This is a genomic window from Pseudomonas alliivorans, from assembly GCF_017826695.1.
Taxonomy (GTDB): domain Bacteria; phylum Pseudomonadota; class Gammaproteobacteria; order Pseudomonadales; family Pseudomonadaceae; genus Aquipseudomonas; species Aquipseudomonas alliivorans.
In genome coordinates this window covers 503,804-529,785 of the sequence record NZ_JAFFZW010000002.1, presented here as the reverse complement: position 1 = coordinate 529,785, position 25,982 = coordinate 503,804, and the positions used below count along the sequence as shown (strand labels likewise).

Sequence of the window (25,982 nt, the reverse complement as noted above, 5' to 3'; positions counted from 1 at the left end):
GATGCAGAAGTCTATCTTGCGTACCGTCGTGGCCGCAGCATTTGTCACCCTGTCATCAACCGCTCACGCGTATGACTTGCCCGGCCTCAATCTGGGCAATACCAGTTTCTACGATGGTTCTCCCGCGCCGGCCGGGCCGGGTTGGTACCTGGAGGAGTACGCCAACTTCGCCAAGGCCGACCGTTTCAATGACGTCAATGGCGATAAGTTGCAATTGCCCAGACAGGACGTGGAAGTGCTGGCGCTGACCACCCAGCTCATTTACCTCGCACCCCCTCTGGCCAATGGCGCGATGCCCGGTATCACGGCGATCAACACGTCGTTGGCGCATGTCGACGTCGATGACGGTCTGGGCAACTCGGCCCTCAGTTCCAGGGCCGGTTTTGGTGATTTGATCATCGGCCCGTTTCTGCAACTGCCAACGATTTCAAATGCCGATGGCAGCCCGCTGCTGACTCAACGGGTCGAGGCCGACATTGCGATTCCGATTGGCTCTTACGACCGAAATCGTTCGATCAATCCCGGCAGCAATTTCTGGTCGTTCAACCCGTACTACGCCGCGACCTACTGGTTCTCACCGAAATGGTCGGCCAGCGGCCGCTTCATGTACCTGTGGAACGGCAAGAACGACGACCCGCAGGCAGGCTTCGGCAACGCTTCCGACACTCAGGCCGGACAGGCATTGCACGCAAACCTGACCTTGCAGTACGCCGTCAGCGAGCAATTTTCCGTGGGACTCAACGGCTACTGGCTCAGGCAGTTCACCGATACCCAGGTGGATGGGCATGACGTGAGTGGACGCAAGGAGAAGGTCTGGGCCATCGGGCCGGGGTTTCTCTACGCATTCAGCAAGGAGAACGTGCTGACGGTGAACAGTTACGTCGAGCAAGGCGCTGAGAACCGTACGGAAGGGAACAAGGTGGTGCTCAATTTCCTGCACAGGTTGTAAGCGCCGTAGTGAGCTGGGGGGCTCCAGTCAGACGTGCCGCCAGCGACCGTCGCTGGCGTGCCTGGCTTCAGGCCTGGTAGACCTTTTTCAGCAGACGCAGCAATTCCTCGCGCTCCTGACTGTTCAAGGCCGACGTGGAATCCAGGTCGCTTTCCGCGGCGATCTGTTTCAGCTCCTTGAGCAGGGTTTCGCCTGTCTTGCTGAGAAAGATCCCGTAGGACCGCTTGTCCGGTTTACAGCGCAGACGGACTGCCAGCGCACGGCTTTCCAGCTTGTTCAGAAGCGGTACGACCTGCGGCGGCTCGATGGCCAGCGCCCTGGCGAGATCTGCCTGCATCAGGCCCGGGTTCTTGTCGATGATCGCCAGCGCGGAGAACTGCGCGGGTCGAAGATCGTGACTGGACAAACGTGCAATGAGGTTCTGGAAAAGTTTGAGCTGTGCCCGGCGCATGGCGTAACCGATCAGGTCATCCAGTGCGGAGTCCATAGGCAACGACGCCTCGGTAACCTGTGCCGTGGTTGGGCAGAGGGTGGCGATGTCGGATGGCTTGGCCATTGAAAATCCAGTCCTTTTGGGTGATGAGCAATGTTTCCGGCAGTGTGCCGGTGTTAGCGAGCGAAGGCCATGGGCATTCACAGTTGTGACCAGCATATCCGAATGGAGTGCGGTAAATGTTAATTAACGTTAATAACAGTTAATTGACATAACTAATTTTCCGGTTTAGGTTTGATTCATCTTCCAATCAAAACAAGAGAGCACCACGATGAGCACGTACGAAGGCCGCTGGACCACCGTCAAGGTCGAAATCGAGCAGGGCATTGCCTGGGTCATCCTCAACCGCCCGGAAAAGCGCAACGCCATGAGCCCGACGCTGAACAGGGAGATGATCGATGTGCTGGAGACGCTGGAACAGGATCCTGAGGCCGGCGTGCTGGTTCTGACCGGTGCCGGTGATGCCTGGACGGCCGGTATGGACCTCAAGGAGTACTTCCGTGAAGTGGACGCCGGTCCGGAGATTCTTCAGGAAAAGATCCGTCGTGAAGCATCCCAATGGCAGTGGAAACTGCTGCGCATGTACGCCAAGCCGACCATCGCCATGGTCAACGGCTGGTGCTTCGGAGGTGGTTTCAGTCCGCTGGTGGCGTGTGACCTGGCTATCTGCGCCGACGAAGCCACGTTCGGTCTCTCGGAGATCAACTGGGGTATCCCGCCGGGCAATCTGGTCAGCAAAGCCATGGCCGATACCGTGGGCCATCGTCAGTCGCTGTATTACATCATGACCGGCAAGACCTTCGATGGCCGCAAGGCTGCTGAAATGGGCCTGGTCAACGAAAGCGTGCCGTTGGCGCAACTGCGTCAGGTGACCATCGATCTGGCGCTCAATCTGCTTGAAAAAAACCCGGTTGTACTGCGCGCTGCCAAGCATGGCTTCAAGCGCTGCCGCGAACTCACCTGGGAGCAGAACGAAGATTACCTGTACGCCAAACTCGATCAGTCGCGTCTGCTGGACAAGGAAGGCGGTCGCGAGCAGGGCATGAAACAGTTCCTCGACGACAAAAGCATCAAGCCAGGTCTGCAGGCCTACAAGCGTTGACTCGCATCCTGCATGGCTCGCTATGCCGGATGACCTGTCGAGGCTAATGTGAACAAACGCTGCACTGCATTCCCTACAAATACAATAAAGAGGAATCATCATGCTGGACGTGCCCCTGCTGATTGGCGGCCAGTCGTGCCCCGCCCGCGACGGACGAACGTTTGAACGTTGCAATCCTGTGACCGGTGAAGTCGTTTCGCGCGTTGCTGCCGCCACCCTTGAAGACGCCGATGCGGCGGTCGCTGCCGCTCAGGCCGCATTTCCCGCCTGGTCAGCGATGGCTCCGGGTGAGCGCCGTGCCCGATTGATGCGGGCGGCGGAGCAATTGCAGGCGCGCAGCGCCGAATTTATCGCGGCGGCTGCCGAGACCGGTGCGATGGCTGACTGGTACGGCTTTAACGTGAACCTGGCGGCCAGCATGCTGCGTGAAGCAGCGGCCATGACGACCCAGATCAATGGCGAGATCATTCCTTCCAATGTGCCCGGCAGTTTTGCCATGGCGCTGCGTCAACCCTGCGGTGTGGTGCTGGGTATTGCACCGTGGAATGCGCCGGTGATTCTGGCCACACGCGCCATCGCCATGCCGCTCGCCTGTGGCAATACCGTGGTGCTCAAGGCTTCCGAACTGAGCCCGGCCGTGCATCGCCTGATTGGTCAGGTGTTGCAGGAAGCGGGATTGGGCGACGGCGTGATCAATGTGATCAGTAATGCACCTGCCGATGCGCCGGCCATCGTCGAGCGGCTGATCGCCAATCCGGCGGTGCGTCGAGTCAATTTCACCGGTTCTACGCCCGTGGGACGCATCGTTGGTGAACTCTCGGCCCGTCATCTGAAACCGGCCTTGCTGGAGTTGGGCGGCAAGGCACCGTTTCTGGTGCTGGACGATGCCGATCTGGACGCTGCTGTGGAAGCCGCAGCATTCGGTGCCTACTTCAATCAGGGCCAGATCTGCATGTCCACCGAGCGCCTGATCGTAGATAGGAAAGTGGCCGATGCGTTTGTCTCGAAGCTGGTGGCCAAGATCGGAACGCTGCGTGCCGGCGCTCCTGACAACAGCACGTCGGTGCTGGGCTCGCTGGTCGATGCTGGCGCTGGAACGCGCATCAAGGCGTTGATCGACGATGCTGTCGGCCAGGGCGCAAGGATGATTGCGGGCGGACAGCTCCAGGGCAGCATCCTGCAGCCCACCTTGCTGGACGATGTCACCGACAGTATGCGTCTGTACCGCGAAGAATCCTTCGGGCCTGTTGCGGTGATGATTCGTGGGGACGGTGATGAGGAGCTGCTGCGCCTGGCCAACGACTCGGAGTTCGGCCTGTCGGCAGCGATCTTCAGTCGCAACACTGCCCGCGCCCTGGCGCTGGCGCAACGGGTCGAATCGGGCATTTGCCACATCAACGGGCCCACCGTCCATGACGAAGCGCAAATGCCGTTTGGTGGGGTCAAGTCCAGTGGTTATGGCAGTTTTGGCGGCAAAGCGTCGATCGAGCACTTCACTCAGTTGCGTTGGGTGACATTGCAGGACGGGCCGCGGCACTACCCGATCTGAAGCTGTTCACGTCCACCCGGCCGTCCCGGAACGGGGCGCTGCGGTGACCAGTCATGCTTACCAACAACAAGGCCGCAGCCAGCCGCTGCAACGCCTGCCACGAACCGCCGTGTGCCGTTCGGTGCACGCGTGCCTTGACGGAGAGACGCTCGTGAGTTCCGAACCCAGACCCTCAATGTCGCACATCGAAATCAATCCGCCACGCTACCGTCAGGTGAGCATTGGCCATCCTGCCGTTGAGGTACGCGAGGAGCAGGGCATTCTGCACATGCGGTCGCTCGAACCTCTGGCCGAGTTACCCAGGCGTTTGCTTGACCGGCTGGTGCAGTGGGCCAACGTTCGTCCGCAACAGACCTTCCTCGCCGCCCGCGACAGCCTGGGTGGCTGGCGCACGGTCAGCTATGCCGAGATGCTGGACAGCGTGCGCGCCATTGCGCAGAGCCTGCTCAAGTACGGGCTATCGGCCGAAAAACCGCTGGCGCTGCTTTCGGGAAACGACATCGAACACCTGCAGATTGCCCTGGGAGCGATGTACGCCGGCATTCCCTATTGCCCGGTATCGCCTGCCTATTCCGTGCTGTCCCAGGATCACGCCAAATTGCGCCACGTTTGCGAGGTATTGCAGCCGGGGCTGGTGTTCGTCAGCGATGCCGAGCCATTTCAGCGCGCCATCGACGCGGTGATTCCCGCCGACACGCCAGTCATTACGGTGCGCGGCCAGCTTGACGGGCGATCCCGGATCCGGTTCGACAGCCTGCTGGCACGCCCCGGCGGCGCGGAAGCCGAGGCAGCATTCGACGCTACCGGGCCGGACAGCATCGCCAAGTTTCTATTTACCTCCGGCTCGACCAAGCTGCCCAAGGCTGTTGTCACGACGCAACGCATGCTCTGCGCCAACCAGCAAATGCTGCTCCAGACCTTTCCGGTGTTCGGTGAAGAGCCTCCGGTGCTGGTGGACTGGCTACCGTGGAATCATACGTTTGGAGGCAGCCACAACGTCGGCATCGTGCTGTACAACGGCGGTACGTTCTATCTGGACAACGGCAAACCCACGGTTCAGGGCTTCGCCGAAACCCTGCGCAATCTCAAGGAAATCTCGCCGACTGCTTATCTGACCGTGCCCAAGGGCTGGGAGGAACTGGTCAATGCGCTGGAGCAGGACGCCGAACTTCGCGACCGCTTCTTTTCGCGCATGAAACTGTTCTTCTTCGCCGCCGCCGGGCTGTCGCAAAGCATCTGGGACCGCCTGGATCGTGTCGCCGAGCAGCATTGCGGCGAGCGCATTCGCATGATGGCCGGGCTGGGTATGACCGAAGCTGCGCCGTCCTGCACCTTTACCACAGGGCCGCTGTCCATGGCCGGTTACATCGGCCTGCCGGCACCGGGCTGTGAAGTTCGGCTGGTGCCGGTGGATGGCAAGCTGGAAGGCCGCTTTCGTGGACCGCACATCATGCCCGGCTACTGGCGCTCGCCACAGCAGACCGCCGAGGTGTTCGACGAAGACGGGTTTTACTGCTCCGGTGACGCGATCAAGCTCGCCGACCCCGAAGCGCCCGAGCTGGGATTGATGTTCGACGGACGGCTGGCGGAGGATTTCAAACTGTCTTCCGGGGTTTTCGTCAGCGTCGGCCCGATGCGCAACCGCGCGGTACTCGATGGTTCGCCCTATGTGCAGGATGTGGTCATCGCTGCGCCGGACCGTGAATGCCTTGGCGCTCTGGTTTTCCCGAGGCTTTACGACTGTCGCCAGCTTTCGGGACTGAGTGCCGGTGCCAGTGACCGCGAGGTCCTCGCCAGCGCACCGGTTCGCCAGTGGTTCTCAGACTGGCTGGCCCGCTTGAACCGCGATGCCACCGGTAACGCCAGTCGTCTTGAGTGGATCAGCCTGCTGGTCGAGCCTGCGTCGATTGACCGTGGAGAAATCACCGACAAGGGCTCGATCAACCAGCGTGCGGTGTTGCAGTGGCGCGCATCGATAGTCGACGCCCTGTATCGCGGCGAGGAACCTGACGTGTTGCGTGCCGGACCCTTGAAATGAGCGGGCAGTATTCGGCTTTCAGCGACGTGGCGATCATCGGGTCGGTGCGCACGCCCTGGGTCGATCTGAGCGGTGCGCTGGCGCAGGTTTCGCCGATCGATCTGGGTATCAAGGTCGGCCGCGAAGTCCTGGCTCGGGCCGGGATCCAGGCGGGGCGGGTCGATACTGTGCTGGCCGGATCAATGGCACAGGCCAGTTTTGACGCCTACCTGCTGCCCAGGCATATCGGCTTGTACTGCGGCGTGGCGCAGAGCGTTCCTGCACTGGGCGTGCAGCGCATCTGTGCGACCGGTCTCGAATTGTTGCGCCAGGCGGCGCTGCATCTGGGGTCGGGCGGACAACTGGCGCTGTGTGTTGCGGCCGAATCGATGTCGCGCAACCCGATTGCTGCCTATACCCATCGCAGCGGTTTTCGCCTGGGAGCAGGTGTGCAGTTCAAGGATTTTCTCTGGGAAGCGCTATACGACCCGGCACCCGACATGAACATGATCGCCACCGCCGACAACCTCGCACAGCGCCACGGTATTACGCGTGAGCAAGTGGATGGCTACGCGTGCCTGAGCCATGAGCGAGCGCTTCAGGCTCAGGTCAGCGGCAGGTCGAGCGCAGAAATCGTGGCCGTCACGCCTGAGCCGTTCGCGCTGGACGGTTATCAGCCCAGGGCCATCGTCTTGCCTCGCGGCGTGTACAGTGTGTCGCAGGACAGCCATCCCCGCGCTACCCAGCTGGCGGCCTTGTCGCGGCTGCGCTCCATCCAGGCTGGCGGTGTGCAGACCGCAGGCAACAGTTGCGCGGTGGTAGACGGGGCAGCAGCGGCGCTGGTCGGCAAGATCTCGCAAGCGGATGGCCCGGTCCTCGCGCATCTGCTGGCCAGCGCCGTGGTGGGTGTGCCTCCCGAATTCATGGGCATCGGCCCGGCGCCGGCCATTCGGTTGCTGCTGCAGCGCAGCGGCTTGAAGCTCAGCGACATCGGGCGTCTGGAGATCAACGAAGCGCAGGCCGCTCAGGTGCTCGCCGTTGCCCAGATGCTGGAGCTCGATACGGACCGTTTGAATGTCCACGGCGGTTCGCTTGGCCTCGGGCATCCCCTGGCTGCAACCGGCTTACGGCTGGTCATGACCCTGGCTCGCCAGTTGCGCGAAGAAAACCTGCGCTACGGCATCGCTGCCGCCTGTGTCGGTGGTGGGCAAGGCATGGCGTTACTGATCGAGAATCCCGACGTTGAAGGTTAGCGTTTGCATGACCCGCAGAGCCTTTCAAAAAAACCGCTCCGGGGCCTGCAGGCCACGGTTTTCATGGCGCTTATCATACCTTTATATAGCTTGACCAAACGCTGGCGAAGCGCGAATCTCGCAGGCTCAGACAACACGGATTGCATCCATGCGTACCCTCGCCGAACTCTCTTTCGATTTTATGTGGCATTTGATGTTCACGGATGAGAATCAACTCGAGCAGGATCTGGCGGTCCGGATGCTTGAGAATACGTGTGATCACCTGATGAAAATGTCGGATGAAGAGAGAAGGGCGTTCATCACCGTAGCGATTCAGCGTCGGGCCCTATGGCTGGCTGACTTTGAAGCCGGTTCTCATCCGGCCAGGCAACGTGTTGCTGACGAACAGAAGCAGTTTCTCGATGATGTGATATCCGGTCAGTTCTTCAGCCAGTTCGAAGAGCCGACGATCCCCGACGACCATGACCGTGTCGTGCCTATGCGCAGTTATCGAAAAGGCGGCCAGCGCTAGTCTGGCCGCTGCTTGCTCAATCAGTTCCCACCGCCTTCAGGTAGTTTTGCAATCACCTTGATTTCGAACTCGAAGCCATAAAGCCAGGTGACGCCGACGGCAGTGACCGTCGGGTAGGGCGCCTGCCCCCAGTACTGCGGCACGACGGTGTTCCAGATGTGCTCGAACTTATGGGCCGGGTCGACGATGAACAAGGTGACGTCCTGGACATCAGCGAACGTGCAGCCAGCCGCCTCCAGTACGGCGTTCAGGTTACGAAAAGCGAGTTGCACCTGCTTGTCCGGATCGGGTTCCGGCGACCCGTCTTCGCGGCTGCCGACCTGGCCGGAAACAAACAGAAGGCCGTTGGCGCGCACCGCTGGCGAATAGCGATTGCGTTCATAAAGGGCCTGGCGGCCTGTCGGGAATACCACGTCGCGTTGTGTCATGCGCTTTCTCCATTCACAGGCCGGGATGACCTGTCGTTCAAGATGGATCGACTTTAGGTGCTTGCAACGGACGGATAAACGCGCAACTGTAGCCATCACTGTTTGGGAATCCCAAACAATCAGACACAAACACGGGGCGATAATGGATCGGTTCGATGCGATGCAGGCGTTTGCGCGAGTGGTGGAGACCGGCAGCTTCACCAAGGCTGCAGGTACGTTGCACATGAGCAGGACCAGCGTGACGCAACTGGTGCAGCAGCTTGAGGCACGTCTGCGCGTCAAGCTGCTCAACCGCACCACGCGCAAGGTCAACGTCACGGCCGATGGTGCTGCGTATTACGAGCGCGTGATCCAGTTGCTGGCGGACATGGACGATGCAGAGACCAGTCTGTCCAGCGCCGCCGCATTGCCGCGGGGGCCGATTACGGGTCGACGTGCCCAGCCCTTTTGCCAGCCTTTTACTGATGCCTGCCTTGCCTGCCTTTCACGCACGTTATCCCGACATCCAGATCGACCTGGGCGCCAGTGACCGCGTCGTCGATCTGGTTCGAGAGAACGTGGACTGCGTGCTGCGCGGCGGAGAGATCAGCGATCAATCGCTGATCGCGCGACGCGTCGGGGATCTGCGGTTGGGTGTCTACGCAACGCCAGGTTATCTGGAGCGTAAGGGGCTGCCGACCCATCCGCAGGACCTCGAGAACTCGCATCACCGTATTGTCGGCTATCTGTGGGCGCGTACCGGCAAGGCGCTGCCTTATGCCATGCACCGTGGCGAGGAAAGTGTTCATGTCCACGGTCGTTACGTGTTGGCAGTGGACGACGGCAACGCCTATCTGGCCGCCGGGCTGGCAGGAATGGGCGTCATCTGGCTTCCCGACTACATGGCACTTCCTCACTTGGCCAGGGGGGATCTGGTGCCGTTGTTCGAAGACTGGCGTCTGGATTCGATGCCGATGTACGTGGCGTTTCCGCCAAACCGGCATGTGAGCGCCAAGGTCCGGGCCTTTATCGACTGGATCGCCGAGCTGATGGCCGAGCATGCGCCGGTCAATGCGCGCTAACGGCGTGCCGACAGTTGTTGCGGGGCCAGAAAGGCGTCGTGAAAATACTGACGAAACGCCTGCATCGCCGGACTGAACGCCCGCTCGCGGTGCCAGGCGAGCCCCACGCTCATGGGGTTGACCTTGTCTGTCAAGGTCATGGTTTCGATACGCTTGCCTTCGAGCGACCAGGGCCTGTGCACCAGATCCGACAGGATTGCCACGCCGCTGCCGTTGGCGACCATGCTGCGCACCGCCTCGACCGAACTGGTGCGCACCCGTACATTGGGTTTCTGACGGGCCATCTCCCAATAACGCATCGCACTCTGCTCGGCTTCATCGACGGTCAGCAGGATGTACGGTTCTTTGGCGACGTCAGCAAGGCTCACCACATCACGCTGGCACAGCGGATGATGGCTGGGCAGCCACAGACGACGCTCCGAATTGAACAGCGTTTCGGAAACGATATCCGGGTGGGTGATGTTTTCGGTGAGCACCACTGCCATGTCGAAACAGCCTTCCAGCAAACCGTGTTCGATGGCCTGGCGTTCCTGCTCATGGACCTGAATCGAAACGTCCGGGTGCCAGTGTTCCAGCCGTTGCAGGTGATGGGGCAGGAAATAGCCGATCACGGTGTAACTCGCGGCCAGACGCAGCAGTCCGCTGGCACGCACGTCAGGCAACGGGCTGTTCAAGGCATCGTCGACGCTGCGCAGGATCACATAGGCGCGGTTGAGAAAATGCCGCCCGGCGTCGGTCAGCGTCATGCCCTGTGCCGAGCGCTGGAACAGCAGGCTGCCCAGAATGTGCTCCAGTTCCTTGATCGCTGTCGTCACGGCAGACTGGGAAATATTCAGGTGAATGGCGGCCTGGGAGATCTGGCCGATCTCTGCAGTGGCGACAAAATAGCGAATCTGGCGAAGGGTGAGAGACATCGACTTTCCTTCAGGCAGGCCATCTGATTTATAGATAAAGGGTTATCTGTTAATAGATCTACCCAAGGGGTTATGAGGAATCTAACGTTGTCCGGGTCAGATCGCAATTTCATGTCAGGAGGGTGCGACATGCGGAAAGTCGATTTCAATTCGGACATGGGTGAGAGCTTCGGCTCCTGGACCATTGGTGACGGCGTTGACACCGAACTCATGAAATTCATCAGTTCTGCCAATGTGGCCACCGGCTTTCATGCGGGCGACCCTGGCACCATGCGTCGCACGGTCGAACAGGCCAAACGCCTCGGGGTGGCCGTCGGAGCGCATCCGGGGTTTCACGACCTGGTCGGGTTCGGCCGTCGCCATATTCAGGCTCCTGCGCAGGAACTGGTGGACGACATGCTTTACCAACTGGGCGCCCTGAGAGAGATCGCTCGTGCCCAGGGTGTAACGTTGCAACATTTCAAACCCCACGGTGCGCTTTACATGCACCTGGCCCGCGACGAGGAAGCGGCCCGTCTGCTGGTTGAAAATCTGCAGCGTGTTGAACCGGCGCTGTTGCTGTACTGCATGCCGGGCTCGGTCATCTGCAGGATCGCTCAAGAGCTGGGACAGCCGGTCATTCGTGAATTTTACGCCGACCGGGCTTACGATCTCAGCGGTTCGATCGTGTTTACCCGCAATGTGCAGGCTTACGATCCGGCGAAGGTCGCCGCACGCGTGCTACGTGCCTGTCAGCAGGGCGTGGTGCGTACGGTCGAGGAAGAAGACTTGCCCATCGAGTTCGATTCCATCTGCCTGCACAGCGACACGCCAGGCGCGCTGGATCTGGCCGAAGCCACACGCAGGGCGCTGGACAACGCCGGTATCCTGGTGAAAGCGCCCCGTTGACCATGCAAGGACACCGGCACACAGATGCCGGGTCCCGTTACCGTTCGCCTGCCGTTCTCCAACCCATCCAAGAGGAACAGACATGGCCGACTATCAACTCAGCGGAGGCCGGGCATGAACGATCCGATTCGCTACAGTTTCGGTGCCGACGAACACCTGTTTGCCGAAGTCAGCGAAAGCATGTCACTGGAAGCCTTTTTCAAGGGCATGGCGGTGACCCGCGCCGTGGAACGTCTGCAACTGGACGGCGTGCTCGACGTGTGTCTGGCCAATGCGTCGTTTCAGATCCGTTTCGACCCGGACCGGATCGAGCCCCATGCCTTGCTTGATGCCGTCAGGACCGCCGAAGCCGGCGCGGTCGCAGAGCGCACCCTGAAGACCCGAATCATCGAAATTCCGGTGCTCTACAACGATCCCTGGACCCATGAAACCCTGATGCGGTTTCGCGACCGTCATCAGGACCCGAGCGCGACAGATCTAGAGTACGCGGCGCGGATCAATAACCTGGCCGATGTCGATGCGTTCATCGCCGCTCACAGTGGCGCACCCTGGTTCGTGTCGATGGTGGGTTTCGTGGCCGGACTGCCGTTCATGTTCCAGATGGTCGAGCGCGAGCGCCAGTTGCAGGTTCCCAAATACCTGCGTCCGCGTACCGACACGCCCAAACTGACCCTCGGGCATGGCGGCTGCTTCGGGTGTATCTATTCGGTGCGCGGCGCCGGTGGCTATCAGATGTTCGGCGTCACGCCAGCCCCGATCTACGATCCGCAGCAGCAACTGGCTTACCTGAAAGAGCACATGGTGTTTTTCAGACCCGGCGATATCGTTCAGTTCAAGCCCATTGATCGTGAGGCTTACGACCTCGCAGTCGCCGAAGTGGACGCGGGTCGTTTCGACCTGCGGATCCGTCCGGTCGAGTTCTCGCTCGACAGCTTTCTCGCCGACCCGGCCGGCTATCCGGCTTCGCTGCAGGAGGTGCTTGCATGATCAAGGTACTTAAACCGGGACTGGCCACATCGGTCCAGGACCTGGGCCGCGAAGGGTATTACCACCTGGGTATTCCACCTTCCGGCGCACTTGACCAATACGCGCTCAGCGCCGCCAACCAACTGGTCGGCAACCCGCCAGGCGCTGCCGGGCTGGAATGCACGCTCGTCGGGCCCGAGCTTGAGTTTCAACAGGATGCATTGGTGGCAGTATGTGGCGCACACATGACGCCTCGGCTGGATGGCGTTGACATGCATCACGACACCGCCTTCGCGGTGAGAGCGGGGCAGGTGCTGCGTTTCGACTTTCCCAAGGACGGCGCTCGTGCTTATGTGGCCGTGGCAGGCGGCATTGATGTGCCATTGGTGCTGGGCAGTCGCTCAACCTATACGTTGGGCGCACTGGGCGGTTTTGAAGGGCGACGCCTGGCTGCTGACGATCAGTTGGCTATCGGCGTGCCCAGTGGCAAAGGCCGGGCGGGAGCAAGTCTGCCGATGGCCTTGCGTCAGTCTCTGGGCGGTGAGGTGTATCTGCGCGTGGTGCCGGGGCTGTATTACGAGCGCCTGACGGAGTACGCGGCGACCAGCTTTTTTTCCGAATCCTGGACGGTCGGTTCCGAGGCGGACCGTATCGGCTATCGCTTCAAAGGCGGCAAGGCACTGACGTTCCAGCCACGCGAGCAACCGTTCGGTGCTGGCTCCGACCCCTCCAACATTGTCGACAGTTGCTATCCGATCGGCTCGATTCAGGTGCCAGCCGGGCTTGAACCCATTGTGCTGCATCGCGACGCGGTGTCCGGCGGCGGTTACGCCATGATCGGCACGGTAATCAGCGCCGACCTCGACCTGATCGGGCAGATGCAACCCAATCAGAAGGCGCGTTTTGTTGCCGTTACCCTTGAAGACGCCTTGCAGGCTCGCAAGTCGTACAAAAAGAAACTGGCGTGCCTGAGCAGGCTATTCGCATCCTGATGCATCAGGCGTTACGGGCAGCCGGCTGAAAATCGCCGGCCTCATCCTGGCTGACGGAAGACGTGTCTTCAGACAATTTTTCAGCCTGTACGAGCATCGTTGTCCGGCAGGCTTCAAGGATTTCGTCTGCCAGCGCCGAGTCGTTCGGCACGGCGCGGGACAACATGACTGCGCCGACCGCATGGGCCAGCATGTCCAGCAGCGCCAAGCGTAAAGCCTTGGGGTCCGCGTCCTGCTGTGTCGCTGCGTCAGGCATCAGGTTTTTCAGCAACTGTTCAATGCCATTGGCAAAGGTGTTTTTGACGTCGTCGGACTGGCGCGATGCATCGCCGCCAAGGGCGGCCATCGTGCAGCCGGTTGCAACGTCGTCGCGGTGTTCCCGACTCAGGTAGTACTCAAGGAAGCGCGCAGGGCTGACGCCTGCTGACTGCTCCACGATTTTCGACATGCTGCAGGCAGCCGCTTCAGCCATCAGGTCGGACTTGGACCCGAAGTGCTTGTAGAACCCGCCATGGGTAAAGCCTGCAGCGGCCATCAGATCCGCCACTCCAATCCCGTCGTACCCGTGCTCGCGAAACTGCACCGATGCCGTTTCGACAATGTGGGCGCGGTTCGCTTGTGCCTGCGCTTTGGTGACCCTCATGAGATGCCTCTATATCTGTGCGATCCAATAGGCACGCACTATAGCATTGATGTTAACCATCATTAAAGTTGTTGACGAATAAGATGCTGATCATCATCATTGCGGCAGGCCCAGGCAATCACCGTTTGGGCACCTCCATGATTCTTCTGCAAGAGAGCACTCACATGACCGCACTTCCTTCTGTTCTCATCACCGGCGCATCCACTGGCATTGGCACTGTCTACGCCGACCGTTTCGCAAGTCGAGGTCACGACCTTGTCCTGGTCGCCCGCGACAAGGCGCGTATGGAAACGCTTGCAGTACGCCTGCGTGAAGAGCACGGGGTTGCCGTCGACGTGCTGCAGGCTGATTTGACCCGCAATGAAGACCTGACCACTGTCGAAACACGTTTGCGCGATGACGCCCGCATCGGTGTCCTCATCAATAATGCCGGTGTTGCGCAGAGCGGTGGTTTTCTGGACCAGACGCCTGCCAGCATTGATCAATTGGTCACTCTCAACACCACTGCACTGACCCGGCTGGCCAGCGCCATTGCGCCACGGCTGGTGCAGGCGGGTGAGGGTGCCATTGTCAATATCGCTTCCGTAGTGGGCCTTGCGCCTGAGTTCGGCATGTCGATTTATGGCGCCACCAAAGCCTTCGTCGTGTTCCTGTCCCAAGGCATGAGTCTGGAACTGGCGGAAAAGGGCGTTTATGTACAGGCCGTGCTGCCGGCCGCAACCCGTACCGAGATCTGGGGGCGTGCCGGCATCGACATCAACACCCTGCCGGACATCATGGAAGTGCACGACCTGGTGGATGCAGCGCTGGTCGGCTTTGACCGTCGCGAACCGATCACCATCCCTCCGCTGCGTGACGACGCACGCTGGGATGCATTGCAGGCGGCGCGTCAGGGACTGCTTGGCGACATCCGTCAGGCCGAGGTTGCGCAACGGTATCAGCCCGCCTCCTGATGCCTTCTTGCTGGATAGACCCCACGTTCCATTTGCCAGCCATCAACATGTGAGTAAACAGCCATGAAGTTTCGTCATCTCGTAGTGGTCAGCGCCCTTGTGTTCTGGGCGCTTGCCGTGGCCTGGATGTTGATGGCTGAGCAGATGCTGGCGAACTGGGGTGTGGGTTTTTCCAGTGAGGCCGGGCTGGTAAGTCGTCGCGCAGCCGCTTTGTATCTGGGCGTCGGCGTAATGCTTTTTCTGGCCAGAGACGCCGGGCCTTCGGTTGCACGTTCGGCGTTGGTCGCAGGCTTCGTCACGGCCTGCCTGACGCTCGCCGCACTTGGGATCTTCGAACTGCTTTCAGGGCATGCCAATCCGGGGATTCTGGCGGCGGTAGCGATCGAAGTACTGTTTTCACTGGCCTTCCTGTTTGTTCAGCACCGTGAAAGACACCTCGTGCAATGACGCCACGTATGCAGCCGAGCCATTTGCATTTAAAGAGAACTGAACACCCATGAAAGCATTCATCATCGACGGTTATGGAAAAAAGGCAGTCGGTCGGATTGGCGAACGGCCCGACCCTGACATCGGACAAACCGACGTGTTGATCCAGATTCATGCGGCAGGCGTGAACATGCTGGACGTCAAAATCCGCAACGGCGAATTCAAACCGATTCTGCCGTACACGCTGCCACTGGTGCTGGGTAACGACGTGGCGGGCGTCGTGGTGGCGGTCGGGTCAGACGTCAAAGGCTTCAAGCCCGGTGATGAAGTGTACGCGCGTCCCGAACAGGAACGCATGGGCAGCTTCGCCGAGCTGATCTGCCTGCACGAGGAGTCTGTGGCGCTCAAACCGGCACACCTCACCATGGTGCAGGCGGCATCCGTTCCGTTGGTGGCGCTGACCGCCTGGCAAGTGCTGGTGGAAACCGCGAAGGTGAAGAAAGGCCAGCGCGTGTTGATCCACGCAGGTTCAGGCGGCGTCGGCACCATTGCCATCCAGCTCGCCAAACACCTCGGTGCCTTCGTCGCAACCACGACCAGCACTCAGAATGTCGAGTGGGTCAAGGCGCTGGGTGCCGATGTAGTGATCGACTACAAGGCCCAGCATTTCGAAAGTCTGCTGCAGGGCTATGACGTGGTGCTGAACAGCCTGGGCAGTGACGAACTGGAGAAGTCGCTCAACGTGCTGAAACCGGGCGGGCACCTGATTTCCATTTCCGGCCCGCCCACACCGGCATTTGCTGAGCAGCAGAAACTCAACCGGGTGCTGAAGCAGGTCATGCGCCTGTTGAGTTACGGCATCCGCAAAAAGGCCCGCAAACAGGGCGTTGCCTACAGCTTCGTGTTCATGCGCGCCAGCGGTGCTCAGCTCAAGGAAGTCACCAGGTTGATCGAGGCAGGGATCATCAAGCCGATTCTGGACCGTACGTTTGCGTTCCAGCAGACCGCCGATGCACTGGCGTATGTGGAGCAGGGAAGGGCCAAGGGCAAGGTCGTGGTGCAGCTGAGGTGATCAGGCCCCGGATGACGGGGCCGTCCGACTTGACTGCCGCTCAATACCGAGGCTTTAGCGCCTTCCAGTCAGGCTTGTACTTCTGCATCTGTTTCACGTCATCGCGCTGGCGGATACCGCAACTCAGGTATTGGTCGTTCAGCTTGCCGAGCTGGTCGTAGTCCAGTTCAAGCCCCAGGCCCGGTTCGCGGGTCAGTTTCACGCAGCCGTCGACGATAGGCAGTTTGCCGCCTTTGATGACTTCCTCGTCCGGCTCCTGCCACGGGTAATGCGTGTCGCAGGCGTAATCGAGGTTGGGCACGGAGGCGGCGACGTGGGTCATGGCCATAAGGCTGATGCCCAGGTGCGAGTTGGAGTGCATCGACACGCCCAGCCCGAACGTGTCGCACATTTTCGCCAACGCCTGGGTGTCGCGCAGGCCGCCCCAGTAATGATGGTCGGCGAGTACGATCTGCACGCTGTTCAACGCAACGCTGCGACGGAATTCGTCGAAGTCGGTGACCACCATGTTGGTCGCCAGCGGCAGGCCGGTCCGTTTGTGCAGTTCGGACATGCCGTCCAGACCGGGCGTGGGGTCTTCGTAGTACTGCAGATCATCGCCCAGCAATTCGGCCATGCGGATCGAGGTCTCCAGTGACCAGTTGCCGTTGGGGTCGATACGCAGCGGGCAGTTGGGGAAGGCTTTCTTCAGCGCCTTGATGCAGGACACTTCATGCTCCGGCTCCAGCGCGCCCGCCTTGAGTTTGATGCTCTTGAAACCGTAAGCCTCGATCATGCGCCGGGCCTGAGCCACGATCTGCTCTTCGCTCAACGCTTCGCCCCAGCTGTCCGGTGCATAAGGTGAGTCGGCGTGCTGTGCGTACTTGAAGAACAGGTAAGCGCTGAACGGCACCTGATCGCGAACTGCGCCACCGAGCAGGTCCACCAGCGGCACGTTTATCGAGCGTGCCTGCAGATCAAGAAACGCCACTTCGAAGGCCGAATAAGCGTTGCTGACGGCTTTGCTGGCGTGGGAGCCGGGGGCCAGTTCCGCACCGGCCAGACTCGCGGGCTTGTGGGCCGCCACAGTGGCCTGAACGATGCTGCGTAACTGGCTCAGGTTGAACGGGTCGAGGCCGATCAACTGGTTCTGTACCTGTTGCTGAATCGCCAGTGCCGGGGCATCGCCATAACTTTCGCCCAGGCCGATGTAACCGTTGTCGCTCTCGATTTCGATAATCGAGCGCAGCGCGAAGGGTTCGTGTATGCCACTGGCGTTGAGCAGAGGCGGATCGCGAAAGGCGATGGGGGTGACGGTGACTCGGATGATTTTCAAAGGGCTGTCTCCCGGTTGATCAGGGTTTGAGGCTTGAGCGGGGGCCGAGCGGGGCGTTCGTGTGCACTGTCGCCGGCTCAGCCCTGGACGGGCGGCGCGCACCACCTTTCGGCGTGGTGCGGGCAAAGAAGATCACGATGGCCGCCAGCAGCGAGGTGGCCGCCAGCCCATAAAGACCCCCTTGAATGGAGCCGGTGGTCTGCTCCAGAAAGCCAAACGCGGTGGGCGCAACGAAACCGCCCAGGTTGCCGATGGAGTTGATCAGCGCAATCACTGCGGCGGCGATGCGCGCATCCAGATAGCCCTGTGGAATGGGCCAGAACAGCGCCGACGCTGCCTTGAAGCCGATCGCAGCAAAGCAGATGGCGACGAAGGCAAAGACCGGCCCGCCGGTGGTCGACATGAACATGCCGAACGCGGCGATCACCAGTGTCACAGCGACCCACGCCTGCTGATGCTTGAAACGCGCCGCCAGGGCTGCAAAGCCGTACATGGCGACAATCGAGATCAGCCAGGGCACCGAGTTGAACAGCCCGACCTCGAAGTCGCTCAGGCTGCCCATCTTGCGAATCATGCTCGGCAGCCAGAACGTGGCGCCATAGATCGTCAGGGCCACCGAGAAGTAGATGAAGCAGAACAGCACGATCTGCCGATCCGCCAGCAATTTGAACACCGAAGGCCGTAGGGTTTGGGTGGCTTCTCGAGCGCGCTGCTCCTCGACGATGGCGTTGACCAGCGTGGTCTTTTCTTCATCTGTCAGCCATTTGGCTTCGTGAGGGTGCGACTGCAGCCAGAACCAGACGAAAACGCACAGCACAATCGAGGCAAAACCTTCGATCAGAAACATCCACTGCCAGCCATGCAGGCTCAGACCGCTGATGCCCAGTAACGCGCCGGACAGCGGGCCGGAAATCACCGAGGCGATGGCCGAACCGCTCAGAAACAGCGCCATGGCCTTGCCGCGGTCACTGGCGGGCAACCACTGGGTGAAGTAATAGATGATCCCCGGAAAGAAACCCGCCTCGGCAGCCCCCAGCACAAAACGCAGCACGTAGAAGCTGGTTTCACCTTGAACGAACGCCATGGCCATGGCGGCCGCGCCCCAGGTAAACATGATGCGGGTCAGCCAGGCACGTGCGCCGTAGCGTTGCAGCAGCATATTGGAGGGCACTTCAAACAACGCATAGCCGACAAAGAACAGACCGGCGCCCAGCCCGTAGGCGGCTGCGCCGATGCCCAGATCGGTTTCCAGATGGCTGCGCACAAAGCCGATGTTGACCCGGTCGATGTAGTTGACGATGAACATCACCACGAACAGCGGAAGTACGTGGCGCTTCACCTTGCTGGCCGCACGGGCAAGCACCGTGGGATCCGAAGCGTGAGGGACGGTATTCAAGAGGCAACTCCCGTTCATTGTTTTTTTGGGGATGAGCCGATCATGGACGCTGGGATTATTCCCGTCTAATCTAGATATTGATTTGATTGATACCTGGAATGAATCAATGTTCGAGCTGGCCCAACTGCGCTGTTTCACCACGGTTGCCACGGAATTGAATTTCCGAAGAGCGGCCGAACGTCTGAACATGACTCAGCCGCCGCTGAGCCGACAGATCCAGTTGCTCGAGCACAATCTGGGTGTCGAACTGTTCACGCGCAGCACCCGCAGCGTGGCGCTGACGGCCGCAGGGCGGGCATTTTTCCTCGAGGCGCAGACACTGCTTGAGCGTGCCCAGCAGGCGGCCATTTCGGCCCGGCGCTTCGCTGAAGGCGATATCGGCTCGGTAACCATCAGCTTCGTCGGCAGTGCGGTGTACGAATTCCTGCCCAAGGTAATCGCCGAGGCGCGGCTCAATCAGCCTCAGGTCAAGATATCCCTCACCGAAATGAATACCTATCAGCAGCATGAAGCGCTCAGGGCGCGGCGCATCGATCTTGGCATTGTGCGTGCGCCGTTGTTTCAACCGGGCTACGAGACCGAGTGCCTGGTGCGCGAGCCATTCGTGCTCGCGGTGCCGGGCAACCATCCGCTTGCCGGGGCTTCGTCGGTCGCGGTTGAAGATCTGGACGGCGCACCTTTCCTGATGTACTCGCACTCGGCCTATCCGCCGTTCAACGAGCTGCTGACCGGGATGTTTCGTTCGGCCCGCGTTGCCCCGGATTATGTGCAGTGGCTCGGCTCGTCGCTGACCATTCTGGCGCTGGTCAACGCTGGAATGGGCCTGGCGCTGGTGCCGCGCTGCGCGACCAATGTGGTGTTCAAGGATGTGGTGTTTCGCGAGATCGACCTGGGCGAGGGTGTGCAGAGTGAGCTGCATCTGGTCTGGCGGACCGACAATGACAATCCGGCCTGCATGATGTTGCTCGAAGCCATTCGGGCTGCGGTGAAGGTCGATATGAATATTTGAAGTTATTTATGCCGAAGACGCGTGTGGTTCATGGCCGTCTACTATCATTCGTTCAATCGATAGTCACCATCAAGAAAGGCAAGTTCTGTTTTTTCGGCAAAGGAGGAGGATGGCGTCATAGCCACTTGCTCCGTACAGAAGGAAACGAACGATGAATATTTTCAACCTGCTGACTTTTGTCGCTGTCTTGATCAGTGCGCCTCTGGCCATGTCGTCCGTTTCCGCTGCCACCCAACTCGATAACGCTCAGGCCTGCCACTTCCAGCCGGTAGCAGACAGCCCTGCCAGCCTTCAGCATTCGCAGTCGGTCGGCGTGCTGTACAGCGAGAACACGGTCAGTAACCTGGAGTACCTGACCAACTATCATGCCGTTGCCCAGCGCTCTGCCCGAAACCCTGCACTGGATTCCCGTATTCGCGACGCCTTCATCAACAGCTCCGACCCGAAGCTGGCCATCGACTGGCTCACCGGCTCTCTGAAGAAAGAGTTTGCCTCGGTGACCGTCTATGACAACCTCGACGCGGTGATGCAGGCGCGGCCTGACGTGGTGGTGATGCTCGACACCTATAACCAACTGGTGAGCAAGCGCAACAATCAGGTGCAAGCGCGTTATCTGGCCCGGTTCTACGATGCCAATCTGCAGTACATCGGCAAGGCAGAGGGCGCAACCGGTCAGGCAATGCCTTCGGTCTGGGTAAAGGGCAAGGCCGCCCCTGAAATCGCCGCGCAGATCGACCAGCAGCGCGAACTGCAGGTCACCGCCCTGAAGCAGTTCGATGCCTCGCTCAAGGCGCTGGTCATGCAGGCTGAGCGGGATCAGGTGGCTGCAAACTGATCCCCGCCGGATAACTCATCTCACGCGATCAAGGCTCTGTACCGTAAGGTCCAGAGCCTTTTGCATGTCCAGGCGCGCCGAACGACCCACGTCCTTGTCATGCAGCTTGAACTCCCGTTCGGACGGCAAAATCGGTGCAGTGAGGTCGTCGGCGCCCACCGGTTCGAAGTCATAGTTGCTGCCGATGGTCATGGCGCTGCGGCGCAACAGCATGCGGATCTGCTCGGGGGTGAGTCTGGGGTTGATCGACAGCATGGCAGCCACCATGCCTGTGACCATGGGCGTGGCGTAGGAGGTGCCGCAGTGCACCGCGCCCTGTTCGCCAGCCTTGGCCGTTGACGCCCGTGTACAGGCGGATGCCATGATGTCGACGCGCATATCCACGTTTGAAGACGCGCGCTTCTCGACGTAGGCCGGGTCATCCACGGCGACGTTATCGCGCTCGGTGCGCTGATGGCCGCCCACGACCAGCAGTTGATCCGTGATGAAGGAGGAGGGCAGTCGGTATTCGTCAGTGCTCGAGAAGGACGACCCATTACCCGCCGAGTTCACCACCAGCACATCGGGGTGCTTTTCGCGCAGCCAGAGAAAGAACTCCTCCAGCAGCTCTTCATAGCCGGACATCGCCAGCCCCGAACGGATCAGCGAGTCAACGTCATCCCCTTGAATATTCTTCGCTCCGATCCGGTGAATGCCCCAGCTCCAGTTCAACACCCTGACGCCGTCTTCGACCAGGTTGACCGAGGCTGCCACGTTGGCAGCGATGCCTGCGTCGGAGTTGCGTTCCACGATCACATCGAAGCCCTGGCTCGCGCCGTCCAGCGACCTCAGAAAACCCGTGTTGCCGCCTTCTGCGGTATTGGCTGCCAGGATGCCGGTCACGGTAGTGCCATGACCGTCAGGCCTGCGAGCGTCCCGGGCAAACACACAGGTGCGGGGTGCGCCGCTGTGACAGTCGCCTCGATAATCGGCAAAGTCCGGGGTGTCGAAGTCGACGTTGCGTTCGATGATACCGATGCGAATCGGCACCGGCTTGATGGGAGACACCTTGCCGGGAATCCGGCGCTGGTAGTAATTGACGGCATCCATGAAACGGTTGGCGGTCCATTGCTCACGCGTCGGTTTTTCCTGTTTGCCGTCCGAAGGCGGCGCCTCGCTTTCAGCGGCTTCGGCCTGGGACTCTTCGATGACGACGGCGTCGACACTGACTTCGCTGCCCATGCGCAGCACCATGGCATCGCGTTCCACCAGATTCTTTACCGGCAAGCGCAATTGCCAGGTATTGAGCGGTGCAATCGAGCCGACGACGGTAGCGCCGAATTTCCGGGCAATGCTCTGCGCTTCTTCGCGGCCGTCGAAACGCTCCTCGATGATCAGGCTGATCAGGTTCACATAGGTGGTCAGCCCGTCCATGTTTTTTGCGACTTCATCCGGTGTGGCGGCCAGCACATGACTGCCTGCCATGCTCAGCCAGACCGCGTTGCTGCCAGTACCACCCTGTTGCAGCCAGAGCGGGCCGCTCTGCCAGTCGGCATAGTTCAACTGCACCCGCAGACGGTCGCCGTCGCGCTGGATGGCGCTGTCGGGCAGGGTCTTGCCGCCCAGTCTGATTTCAACCGGGCCCTTGCCCATGCCTTCTGCGTCGAGACAGAACGTCTGCTGCTGGCGGTCGAGCAGGTCGTCACAACGTTGCAGGCGCTCGATGCGCAGCGTGTCATCGGCGAAAGCGGGCGATGAGCAGGCCAGGGTGGCAGCGACAAGCAGAGTACGGCTGAACATGCGGAAATCCTGAGCAGGGCGTGAAGTAGCCTTCTGACTGCCGGGCGTCTTACATGGTTCAGGGCTACCAGCGCGAGCCGATTGCCGTGCCCGTGCAGTGCGCTCGGGCACGGCGCTTGCCGTCAGCTCAGAGGAAGGTTGATCACTTGCGCAAAGTTGTTGGCGAAAGCGGTTTGCGACACGCCGGTCACGAACGAGACAGGCCTTGAGCCGCCGTCATTGACGATAACCTGACCACAGTGGTTGTCTTGATCGGAACGGGTAGTGTCGACCGACAGATACTCGGCATTGGTTTTGGTTGCGCTAATACCACCCGCCATCAGCAGGGTCGCCAGCGGGTCGAAGATAGGCACCGGCAGATTACCTTCGGCGTGCGTGCCGGACTTGGCCTCAAGCACTTTACGCACCAGTGTCGCGACCGGATCGGTCGCGGTGATCCGTGTCGAGTAGCCAGGGTCGAGGATCACCTGATTGCATGCGTCCAGCGGTACCAATGTGAGGGGCAGCGTCGAGCCGAATACCGTGTCGGCCGCCACGGCGTCCACAAATACATTCCACTCCGCATAATAATTGCTGGAATAAGCCGGACCCTGATCCCATTCAGGTTTCGCGTTGTTCAAACCTGCTACGTTGCCGTCAACATAAACGGCACCCGCCATTGCATAAATACCGTCGATGTTGGCGAAGTCGTTCGGATTTGTGCTCAGCGACAACATCTTTGCAATGTTGGTAAAGCCACCCAGCGAAAGAATCGTGACCGGCCCCGGGCTGTGCGTGATTGTTTCAAACAGAAATGTCCAGGCGGGCATTTCGCAAAGCACTGGAAGTTGTACAGGGTTCAAGGTTCCCAGCAGACCCATGACGCCGTTCATGTCGTTTTTGAAGTCCTGAGGAAACCGGTAGTCATACGCCGTCGGTCTATCCGTGCCGCAGGCAACGACAGCATCAAGCCGGTTGCCGATGCCCAGCAGATGCCGGGCGATGATCACGCCCCAGTTCAGATCGGTTTCGCCACAGCCGGTGACCGTGATGCCGACGATGTCGATATCCGGCCGTTTCATCAGGTAGGCAATGGACAGGACATCGTCCCAGCCCATATCGGTGTCGATAATAACTTTCCTGTTCATGTTACTTCTCCATGTACTTCGTAAAAGAGCCAGGAATGGCACGCAGGGACTGAAAACAGCCGGGCGCTGTAAAAACCTGTGTCATGAGTTCATTTTGGCGGTTTGGTTCAAATCATGCGGCACTTCAAGTCGGCCTGATATATACAACAGCTTCTGGTCTGCGTCGAGTGAGCGTGGCGCGGTAAAGTTGAAACCCCTTTAATTGAAAAGCCGCTTGAAAGTCGTGTTTTGTGTTAAAGAAAGAGTCGCCCTGGCCGAGAGCATGACAAGCGAGCCGCACGTTGCCCGGCCCGCATGAAATACAGCAAGCCACGTGCGCTTTGACTGTGGTAACAGAGAAGCCTTGCGATGCTGAAAAACCTGTTGGGTACTCTGCGTACCCTGATGTCAGTGCCCACCGATCACCCCCGGCTGCTCCGGGCCCAATACATCGCGTTGTCCCGTCAACTGCCGTTGATGTACTTCGTGCTGCTGGTCAACACTTGGGCGCTGGCGTTCACTCACCGTTCTGCGCCGTTGTGGCTGACCCTGCTGGTGCCGGGATTGCTGACGCTGGTGTGCGGGATTCGCGCTCGCATGTGGTTGCGTACAGTCAACAGGCTACCATCCGAAGCGACGATCCTGGCCACCTTGCGCAGCACCAATGGCCTGGCCGGAATCATTGCCGCTGCGTTCGCAGGCTGGTCACTGGCGCTGTACCCCTATGGCGATGCCTACGCACAGGCCCATGTCGCCTTTTTCATGGGCATCACGGTGATCGTGTGCATTTTCTGCATGATGCACCTGCAGCCTGCCGCGCTGACGACGGCGGTCGTGGTGAACGCGGCCTTCGTGGTGTTCTTCGCCTCGACCCACAACACGATCTTCATCGCCACGGCGGCGAACATCGTATTGGTGTCGATTGGCATGCTGATCATTCTTCGTTATCAATACCGTGACTTCACCAGCCTGGTAAATGTGCAGGTGCAGACCGAGCGACTGAGCAACGAAAACCTGCTGCTGGCCAATCAGGACAGCCTGACCGGATTGCCCAACCGGCGTCAGTTCTTCCAGACCCTGGACCTGGCCATGACCGATGCGCTGGCGCGTGGCACCGGGCTTGCGGTCGGCATACTGGACCTGGATGGTTTCAAGCCGGTGAATGATCTGTACGGTCATCGCACCGGCGACCAGCTGCTGATCATGGTTGCCGATCGCCTGAAGCAGTCGGCAAGCGACACGGTTCATGTGTCGCGGCTGGGTGGCGACGAGTTTGCGCTGGTCGTCAAAGGCGACATCAGCAGAGAAGCTTTGCTGGCCTTGGGCAAACGCCTGTGCGATCAGATGCATGAGCATTTCGAGCTGCTGGAAATGCCGATCCAGATCGGCGCGACCTTCGGTATTGCGACCTACCCGGCGACGGCCGACAACGCCACGCAATTGTTCGAGTACGCGGACTACGCGCTCTATCAGGGAAAGAATCACAACCCCGGCTCGACCTGCCTGTTTTCTGCCAGTCATCGTCAACAACTGCATGCTGATGGTGTGACTGAGCAGGCACTGCGGCGAGCCAGTCTGGAGACCGAGTTCTACGTGCTGTTCCAGCCCATCATGAACAGCCGGAGCAGGGAAACCGTCGCATTCGAAGCGCTTGCCCGCTGGAACAGCCCGGAACTGGGTGCCGTGTCGCCTGCGCGCTTCATCCCGATTGCCGAGCGTATCGGCATGATCAACAAACTGACTGCGCCGTTGCTGACCCATGCCTTGCAGAAGGCGCTGTCCTGGCCTGCACCCATCAGGTTGTCGTTCAACCTTTCGGCCCATGATTTTGCCACCTGCGAGAGTGTCAACCAGATCGTGGAGATCATCGAAAACAGTGGTTTCGACGCGTCGCGGCTGGATCTTGAAATCACCGAGACGGCCGTCATGAAGGACATCGCTCAGGTGCGGCAGGCGGTCAACCAGTTCCGGCAGTTGGGATGCGGGATATCGCTGGATGACTTCGGCACCGGTTATTCGAGCCTCAGCCAGTTGCACGCACTGGCCCTGACCAAGCTCAAGATCGACCGAAGCTTCGTGACCGGCGTTCACGACAACCCGGCCAGCTACAAGATCGTCAAATCCCTGGTGGCCTTGAGCATGGATATGTCGCTTGGTTGCGTCATCGAGGGCGTGGAGACACAGGAAGAACTCAACGCTCTGGAAACCCTTGGCTGCACGCTGGTTCAAGGTTATTTCTACAGTCCGCCGATCAGCTTTGAAGACACACTGAAGTGGATCGACACGCCGGATGGCGAACGCAGCTTCGGATGACTGTGCGATACC

23 protein-coding genes and 1 pseudogene are annotated in these 25,982 nt (G+C 60.1%); 16 read left to right on the top strand and 8 right to left on the bottom strand.

The window, feature by feature from the left end; translation table 11 throughout:
* Nucleotide 1 precedes the first annotated feature (1 nt).
* Nucleotides 2-949 carry a SphA family protein gene (locus tag JTJ32_RS06935; RefSeq protein ID WP_210041540.1) on the top strand — a complete coding sequence of 316 codons (948 nt, stop codon included), beginning with the start codon at nucleotides 2-4 and terminating at the stop codon, nucleotides 947-949.
* A gap of 67 nt (nucleotides 950-1,016) precedes the next feature.
* Here JTJ32_RS06935 and JTJ32_RS06930 read toward each other — a convergent pair whose 3' ends face one another.
* Nucleotides 1,017-1,505 carry a MarR family winged helix-turn-helix transcriptional regulator gene (locus JTJ32_RS06930; protein ID WP_184322664.1) on the bottom strand — a complete coding sequence of 163 codons (489 nt, stop codon included), beginning with the start codon at nucleotides 1,503-1,505 and terminating at the stop codon, nucleotides 1,017-1,019.
* Nucleotides 1,506-1,713: 208 nt separating this feature from the next.
* Here JTJ32_RS06930 and JTJ32_RS06925 point away from each other — a divergent pair, with 208 nt between their 5' ends.
* From JTJ32_RS06925 to JTJ32_RS06905, 5 genes are all read left to right on the top strand, one after another.
* On the top strand, nucleotides 1,714-2,544 hold the full coding sequence (locus JTJ32_RS06925; RefSeq protein WP_004882372.1) for a p-hydroxycinnamoyl CoA hydratase/lyase: 831 nt from the start codon (nucleotides 1,714-1,716) through the stop codon (nucleotides 2,542-2,544).
* Nucleotides 2,545-2,644: 100 nt separating this feature from the next.
* Nucleotides 2,645-4,093 carry an aldehyde dehydrogenase gene (locus JTJ32_RS06920; protein WP_210041538.1) on the top strand — a complete coding sequence of 483 codons (1,449 nt, stop codon included), beginning with the start codon at nucleotides 2,645-2,647 and terminating at the stop codon, nucleotides 4,091-4,093.
* 175 nt (nucleotides 4,094-4,268) lie between these two features.
* Entirely contained in the window at nucleotides 4,269-6,131 is a 1,863-nt protein-coding gene (locus JTJ32_RS06915) for a feruloyl-CoA synthase (protein WP_210041834.1), read from the top strand.
* The gene (locus tag JTJ32_RS06910) at nucleotides 6,128-7,363 is read left to right on the top strand and encodes a thiolase family protein (protein ID WP_210041536.1); all 1,236 of its coding nucleotides are present in this window, start codon (nucleotides 6,128-6,130) and stop codon (nucleotides 7,361-7,363) included. The genes JTJ32_RS06915 and JTJ32_RS06910 overlap by 4 nt, the downstream gene beginning before the upstream one ends.
* A 148-nt stretch (nucleotides 7,364-7,511) precedes the next feature.
* On the top strand, nucleotides 7,512-7,874 hold the full coding sequence (locus JTJ32_RS06905) for a hypothetical protein (protein WP_099227593.1): 363 nt from the start codon (nucleotides 7,512-7,514) through the stop codon (nucleotides 7,872-7,874).
* A gap of 20 nt (nucleotides 7,875-7,894) precedes the next feature.
* Here the strand turns inward: JTJ32_RS06905 and JTJ32_RS06900 are convergent, their stop codons facing one another.
* Nucleotides 7,895-8,302: a RidA family protein gene (locus JTJ32_RS06900; protein WP_184322667.1), complete on the bottom strand. Its 408-nt coding sequence runs from the start codon at nucleotides 8,300-8,302 to the stop codon at nucleotides 7,895-7,897.
* 142 nt (nucleotides 8,303-8,444) lie between these two features.
* Between JTJ32_RS06900 and JTJ32_RS06895 the strand changes: the two are divergent.
* Nucleotides 8,445-9,363: pseudogene (locus JTJ32_RS06895) on the top strand (LysR substrate-binding domain-containing protein).
* Here the strand turns inward: JTJ32_RS06895 and JTJ32_RS06890 are convergent.
* Nucleotides 9,360-10,277, bottom strand: coding sequence for a LysR family transcriptional regulator (locus JTJ32_RS06890; protein WP_184322669.1), 918 nt, complete (start codon nucleotides 10,275-10,277; stop codon nucleotides 9,360-9,362). The pseudogene JTJ32_RS06895 and the gene JTJ32_RS06890 sit on opposite strands and share 4 nt — an antisense overlap.
* A gap of 129 nt (nucleotides 10,278-10,406) precedes the next feature.
* Between JTJ32_RS06890 and JTJ32_RS06885 the strand changes: the two genes are divergently transcribed.
* The 3 genes from JTJ32_RS06885 to JTJ32_RS06875 all read left to right on the top strand — a co-directional run bounded on the left by JTJ32_RS06885 (nucleotide 10,407) and on the right by JTJ32_RS06875 (nucleotide 13,123).
* Nucleotides 10,407-11,165, top strand: a complete 759-nt coding sequence (locus tag JTJ32_RS06885; RefSeq protein ID WP_184322670.1) for a 5-oxoprolinase subunit PxpA — start codon at nucleotides 10,407-10,409, stop codon at nucleotides 11,163-11,165.
* A 114-nt stretch (nucleotides 11,166-11,279) separates the two neighbouring features.
* On the top strand, nucleotides 11,280-12,152 hold the full coding sequence (locus JTJ32_RS06880) for a 5-oxoprolinase subunit B family protein (RefSeq protein ID WP_184322671.1): 873 nt from the start codon (nucleotides 11,280-11,282) through the stop codon (nucleotides 12,150-12,152).
* Nucleotides 12,149-13,123, top strand: a complete 975-nt coding sequence (locus tag JTJ32_RS06875; RefSeq protein ID WP_184322672.1) for a 5-oxoprolinase subunit C family protein — start codon at nucleotides 12,149-12,151, stop codon at nucleotides 13,121-13,123. Before JTJ32_RS06880 ends, JTJ32_RS06875 begins: the two co-directional genes overlap by 4 nt.
* A 4-nt stretch (nucleotides 13,124-13,127) precedes the next feature.
* Here JTJ32_RS06875 and JTJ32_RS06870 read toward each other — a convergent pair whose 3' ends face one another.
* Nucleotides 13,128-13,766 (bottom strand): TetR/AcrR family transcriptional regulator, encoded by a 639-nt coding sequence (locus JTJ32_RS06870; RefSeq protein ID WP_184322673.1) that lies wholly within the window; start codon nucleotides 13,764-13,766, stop codon nucleotides 13,128-13,130.
* A gap of 164 nt (nucleotides 13,767-13,930) precedes the next feature.
* Between JTJ32_RS06870 and JTJ32_RS06865 the strand changes: the two genes are divergently transcribed.
* The 3 genes from JTJ32_RS06865 (at nucleotide 13,931) to JTJ32_RS06855 (ending at nucleotide 16,217) form a co-directional block, all read left to right on the top strand.
* Complete coding sequence (locus JTJ32_RS06865; RefSeq protein ID WP_210041535.1) at nucleotides 13,931-14,719, top strand: SDR family NAD(P)-dependent oxidoreductase; 789 nt, start codon at nucleotides 13,931-13,933, stop codon at nucleotides 14,717-14,719.
* Between the two features lie 63 nt (nucleotides 14,720-14,782).
* Nucleotides 14,783-15,166: a hypothetical protein gene (locus tag JTJ32_RS06860; RefSeq protein ID WP_210041534.1), complete on the top strand. Its 384-nt coding sequence runs from the start codon at nucleotides 14,783-14,785 to the stop codon at nucleotides 15,164-15,166.
* Nucleotides 15,167-15,215: 49 nt separating this feature from the next.
* Nucleotides 15,216-16,217: an NADP-dependent oxidoreductase gene (locus JTJ32_RS06855; RefSeq protein ID WP_210041533.1), complete on the top strand. Its 1,002-nt coding sequence runs from the start codon at nucleotides 15,216-15,218 to the stop codon at nucleotides 16,215-16,217.
* 40 nt (nucleotides 16,218-16,257) lie between these two features.
* Here the strand turns inward: JTJ32_RS06855 and JTJ32_RS06850 are convergent, their stop codons facing one another.
* Together JTJ32_RS06850 and JTJ32_RS06845 are read right to left on the bottom strand one after the other, a co-directional pair.
* Nucleotides 16,258-17,532: a glucarate dehydratase family protein gene (locus JTJ32_RS06850; protein WP_210041532.1), complete on the bottom strand. Its 1,275-nt coding sequence runs from the start codon at nucleotides 17,530-17,532 to the stop codon at nucleotides 16,258-16,260.
* Between the two features lie 19 nt (nucleotides 17,533-17,551).
* Nucleotides 17,552-18,895, bottom strand: a complete 1,344-nt coding sequence (locus tag JTJ32_RS06845) for an MFS transporter (protein WP_210041832.1) — start codon at nucleotides 18,893-18,895, stop codon at nucleotides 17,552-17,554.
* A gap of 139 nt (nucleotides 18,896-19,034) precedes the next feature.
* Between JTJ32_RS06845 and JTJ32_RS06840 the strand changes: the two genes are divergently transcribed.
* Nucleotides 19,035-19,937: a LysR family transcriptional regulator gene (locus tag JTJ32_RS06840; protein WP_099227581.1), complete on the top strand. Its 903-nt coding sequence runs from the start codon at nucleotides 19,035-19,037 to the stop codon at nucleotides 19,935-19,937.
* Between the two features lie 151 nt (nucleotides 19,938-20,088).
* Nucleotides 20,089-20,772 carry an ATPase gene (locus JTJ32_RS06835; RefSeq protein ID WP_099227580.1) on the top strand — a complete coding sequence of 228 codons (684 nt, stop codon included), beginning with the start codon at nucleotides 20,089-20,091 and terminating at the stop codon, nucleotides 20,770-20,772.
* A gap of 15 nt (nucleotides 20,773-20,787) precedes the next feature.
* On the opposite strand, the gene JTJ32_RS06830 is transcribed toward JTJ32_RS06835, so the two are convergent.
* Both JTJ32_RS06830 and JTJ32_RS06825 read right to left on the bottom strand, forming a co-directional pair.
* A complete protein-coding gene (locus JTJ32_RS06830) occupies nucleotides 20,788-22,551 on the bottom strand; it encodes a S8/S53 family peptidase (RefSeq protein WP_210041531.1) in 1,764 nt (587 codons plus the stop codon).
* A gap of 122 nt (nucleotides 22,552-22,673) precedes the next feature.
* Complete coding sequence (locus tag JTJ32_RS06825; protein ID WP_210041530.1) at nucleotides 22,674-23,678, bottom strand: nucleoside hydrolase; 1,005 nt, start codon at nucleotides 23,676-23,678, stop codon at nucleotides 22,674-22,676.
* A 348-nt stretch (nucleotides 23,679-24,026) separates the two neighbouring features.
* On the opposite strand from JTJ32_RS06825, the gene JTJ32_RS06820 reads away from it, so the two are divergent.
* On the top strand, nucleotides 24,027-25,970 hold the full coding sequence (locus JTJ32_RS06820; RefSeq protein WP_210041528.1) for a putative bifunctional diguanylate cyclase/phosphodiesterase: 1,944 nt from the start codon (nucleotides 24,027-24,029) through the stop codon (nucleotides 25,968-25,970).
* Nucleotides 25,971-25,982 lie beyond the last annotated feature (12 nt).

What these genes read in the sequence shown, in the direction of transcription:
- JTJ32_RS06935 (WP_210041540.1), top strand. Translation starts at nt 2, where the DNA reads ATGCAGAAGTCTATCTTGCGTACCGTCGTGGCCGCAGCATTTGTCACC.
- JTJ32_RS06930 (WP_184322664.1), bottom strand. Translation starts at nt 1,505, where the DNA reads ATGGCCAAGCCATCCGACATCGCCACCCTCTGCCCAACCACGGCACAG.
- JTJ32_RS06925 (WP_004882372.1), top strand. Translation starts at nt 1,714, where the DNA reads ATGAGCACGTACGAAGGCCGCTGGACCACCGTCAAGGTCGAAATCGAG.
- JTJ32_RS06920 (WP_210041538.1), top strand. Translation starts at nt 2,645, where the DNA reads ATGCTGGACGTGCCCCTGCTGATTGGCGGCCAGTCGTGCCCCGCCCGC.
- JTJ32_RS06915 (WP_210041834.1), top strand. Translation starts at nt 4,269, where the DNA reads ATGTCGCACATCGAAATCAATCCGCCACGCTACCGTCAGGTGAGCATT.
- JTJ32_RS06910 (WP_210041536.1), top strand. Translation starts at nt 6,128, where the DNA reads ATGAGCGGGCAGTATTCGGCTTTCAGCGACGTGGCGATCATCGGGTCG.
- JTJ32_RS06905 (WP_099227593.1), top strand. Translation starts at nt 7,512, where the DNA reads ATGCGTACCCTCGCCGAACTCTCTTTCGATTTTATGTGGCATTTGATG.
- JTJ32_RS06900 (WP_184322667.1), bottom strand. Translation starts at nt 8,302, where the DNA reads ATGACACAACGCGACGTGGTATTCCCGACAGGCCGCCAGGCCCTTTAT.
- JTJ32_RS06890 (WP_184322669.1), bottom strand. Translation starts at nt 10,277, where the DNA reads ATGTCTCTCACCCTTCGCCAGATTCGCTATTTTGTCGCCACTGCAGAG.
- JTJ32_RS06885 (WP_184322670.1), top strand. Translation starts at nt 10,407, where the DNA reads ATGCGGAAAGTCGATTTCAATTCGGACATGGGTGAGAGCTTCGGCTCC.
- JTJ32_RS06880 (WP_184322671.1), top strand. Translation starts at nt 11,280, where the DNA reads ATGAACGATCCGATTCGCTACAGTTTCGGTGCCGACGAACACCTGTTT.
- JTJ32_RS06875 (WP_184322672.1), top strand. Translation starts at nt 12,149, where the DNA reads ATGATCAAGGTACTTAAACCGGGACTGGCCACATCGGTCCAGGACCTG.
- JTJ32_RS06870 (WP_184322673.1), bottom strand. Translation starts at nt 13,766, where the DNA reads ATGAGGGTCACCAAAGCGCAGGCACAAGCGAACCGCGCCCACATTGTC.
- JTJ32_RS06865 (WP_210041535.1), top strand. Translation starts at nt 13,931, where the DNA reads ATGACCGCACTTCCTTCTGTTCTCATCACCGGCGCATCCACTGGCATT.
- JTJ32_RS06860 (WP_210041534.1), top strand. Translation starts at nt 14,783, where the DNA reads ATGAAGTTTCGTCATCTCGTAGTGGTCAGCGCCCTTGTGTTCTGGGCG.
- JTJ32_RS06855 (WP_210041533.1), top strand. Translation starts at nt 15,216, where the DNA reads ATGAAAGCATTCATCATCGACGGTTATGGAAAAAAGGCAGTCGGTCGG.
- JTJ32_RS06840 (WP_099227581.1), top strand. Translation starts at nt 19,035, where the DNA reads ATGTTCGAGCTGGCCCAACTGCGCTGTTTCACCACGGTTGCCACGGAA.
- JTJ32_RS06835 (WP_099227580.1), top strand. Translation starts at nt 20,089, where the DNA reads ATGAATATTTTCAACCTGCTGACTTTTGTCGCTGTCTTGATCAGTGCG.
- JTJ32_RS06830 (WP_210041531.1), bottom strand. Translation starts at nt 22,551, where the DNA reads ATGTTCAGCCGTACTCTGCTTGTCGCTGCCACCCTGGCCTGCTCATCG.
- JTJ32_RS06825 (WP_210041530.1), bottom strand. Translation starts at nt 23,678, where the DNA reads ATGAACAGGAAAGTTATTATCGACACCGATATGGGCTGGGACGATGTC.
- JTJ32_RS06820 (WP_210041528.1), top strand. Translation starts at nt 24,027, where the DNA reads ATGCTGAAAAACCTGTTGGGTACTCTGCGTACCCTGATGTCAGTGCCC.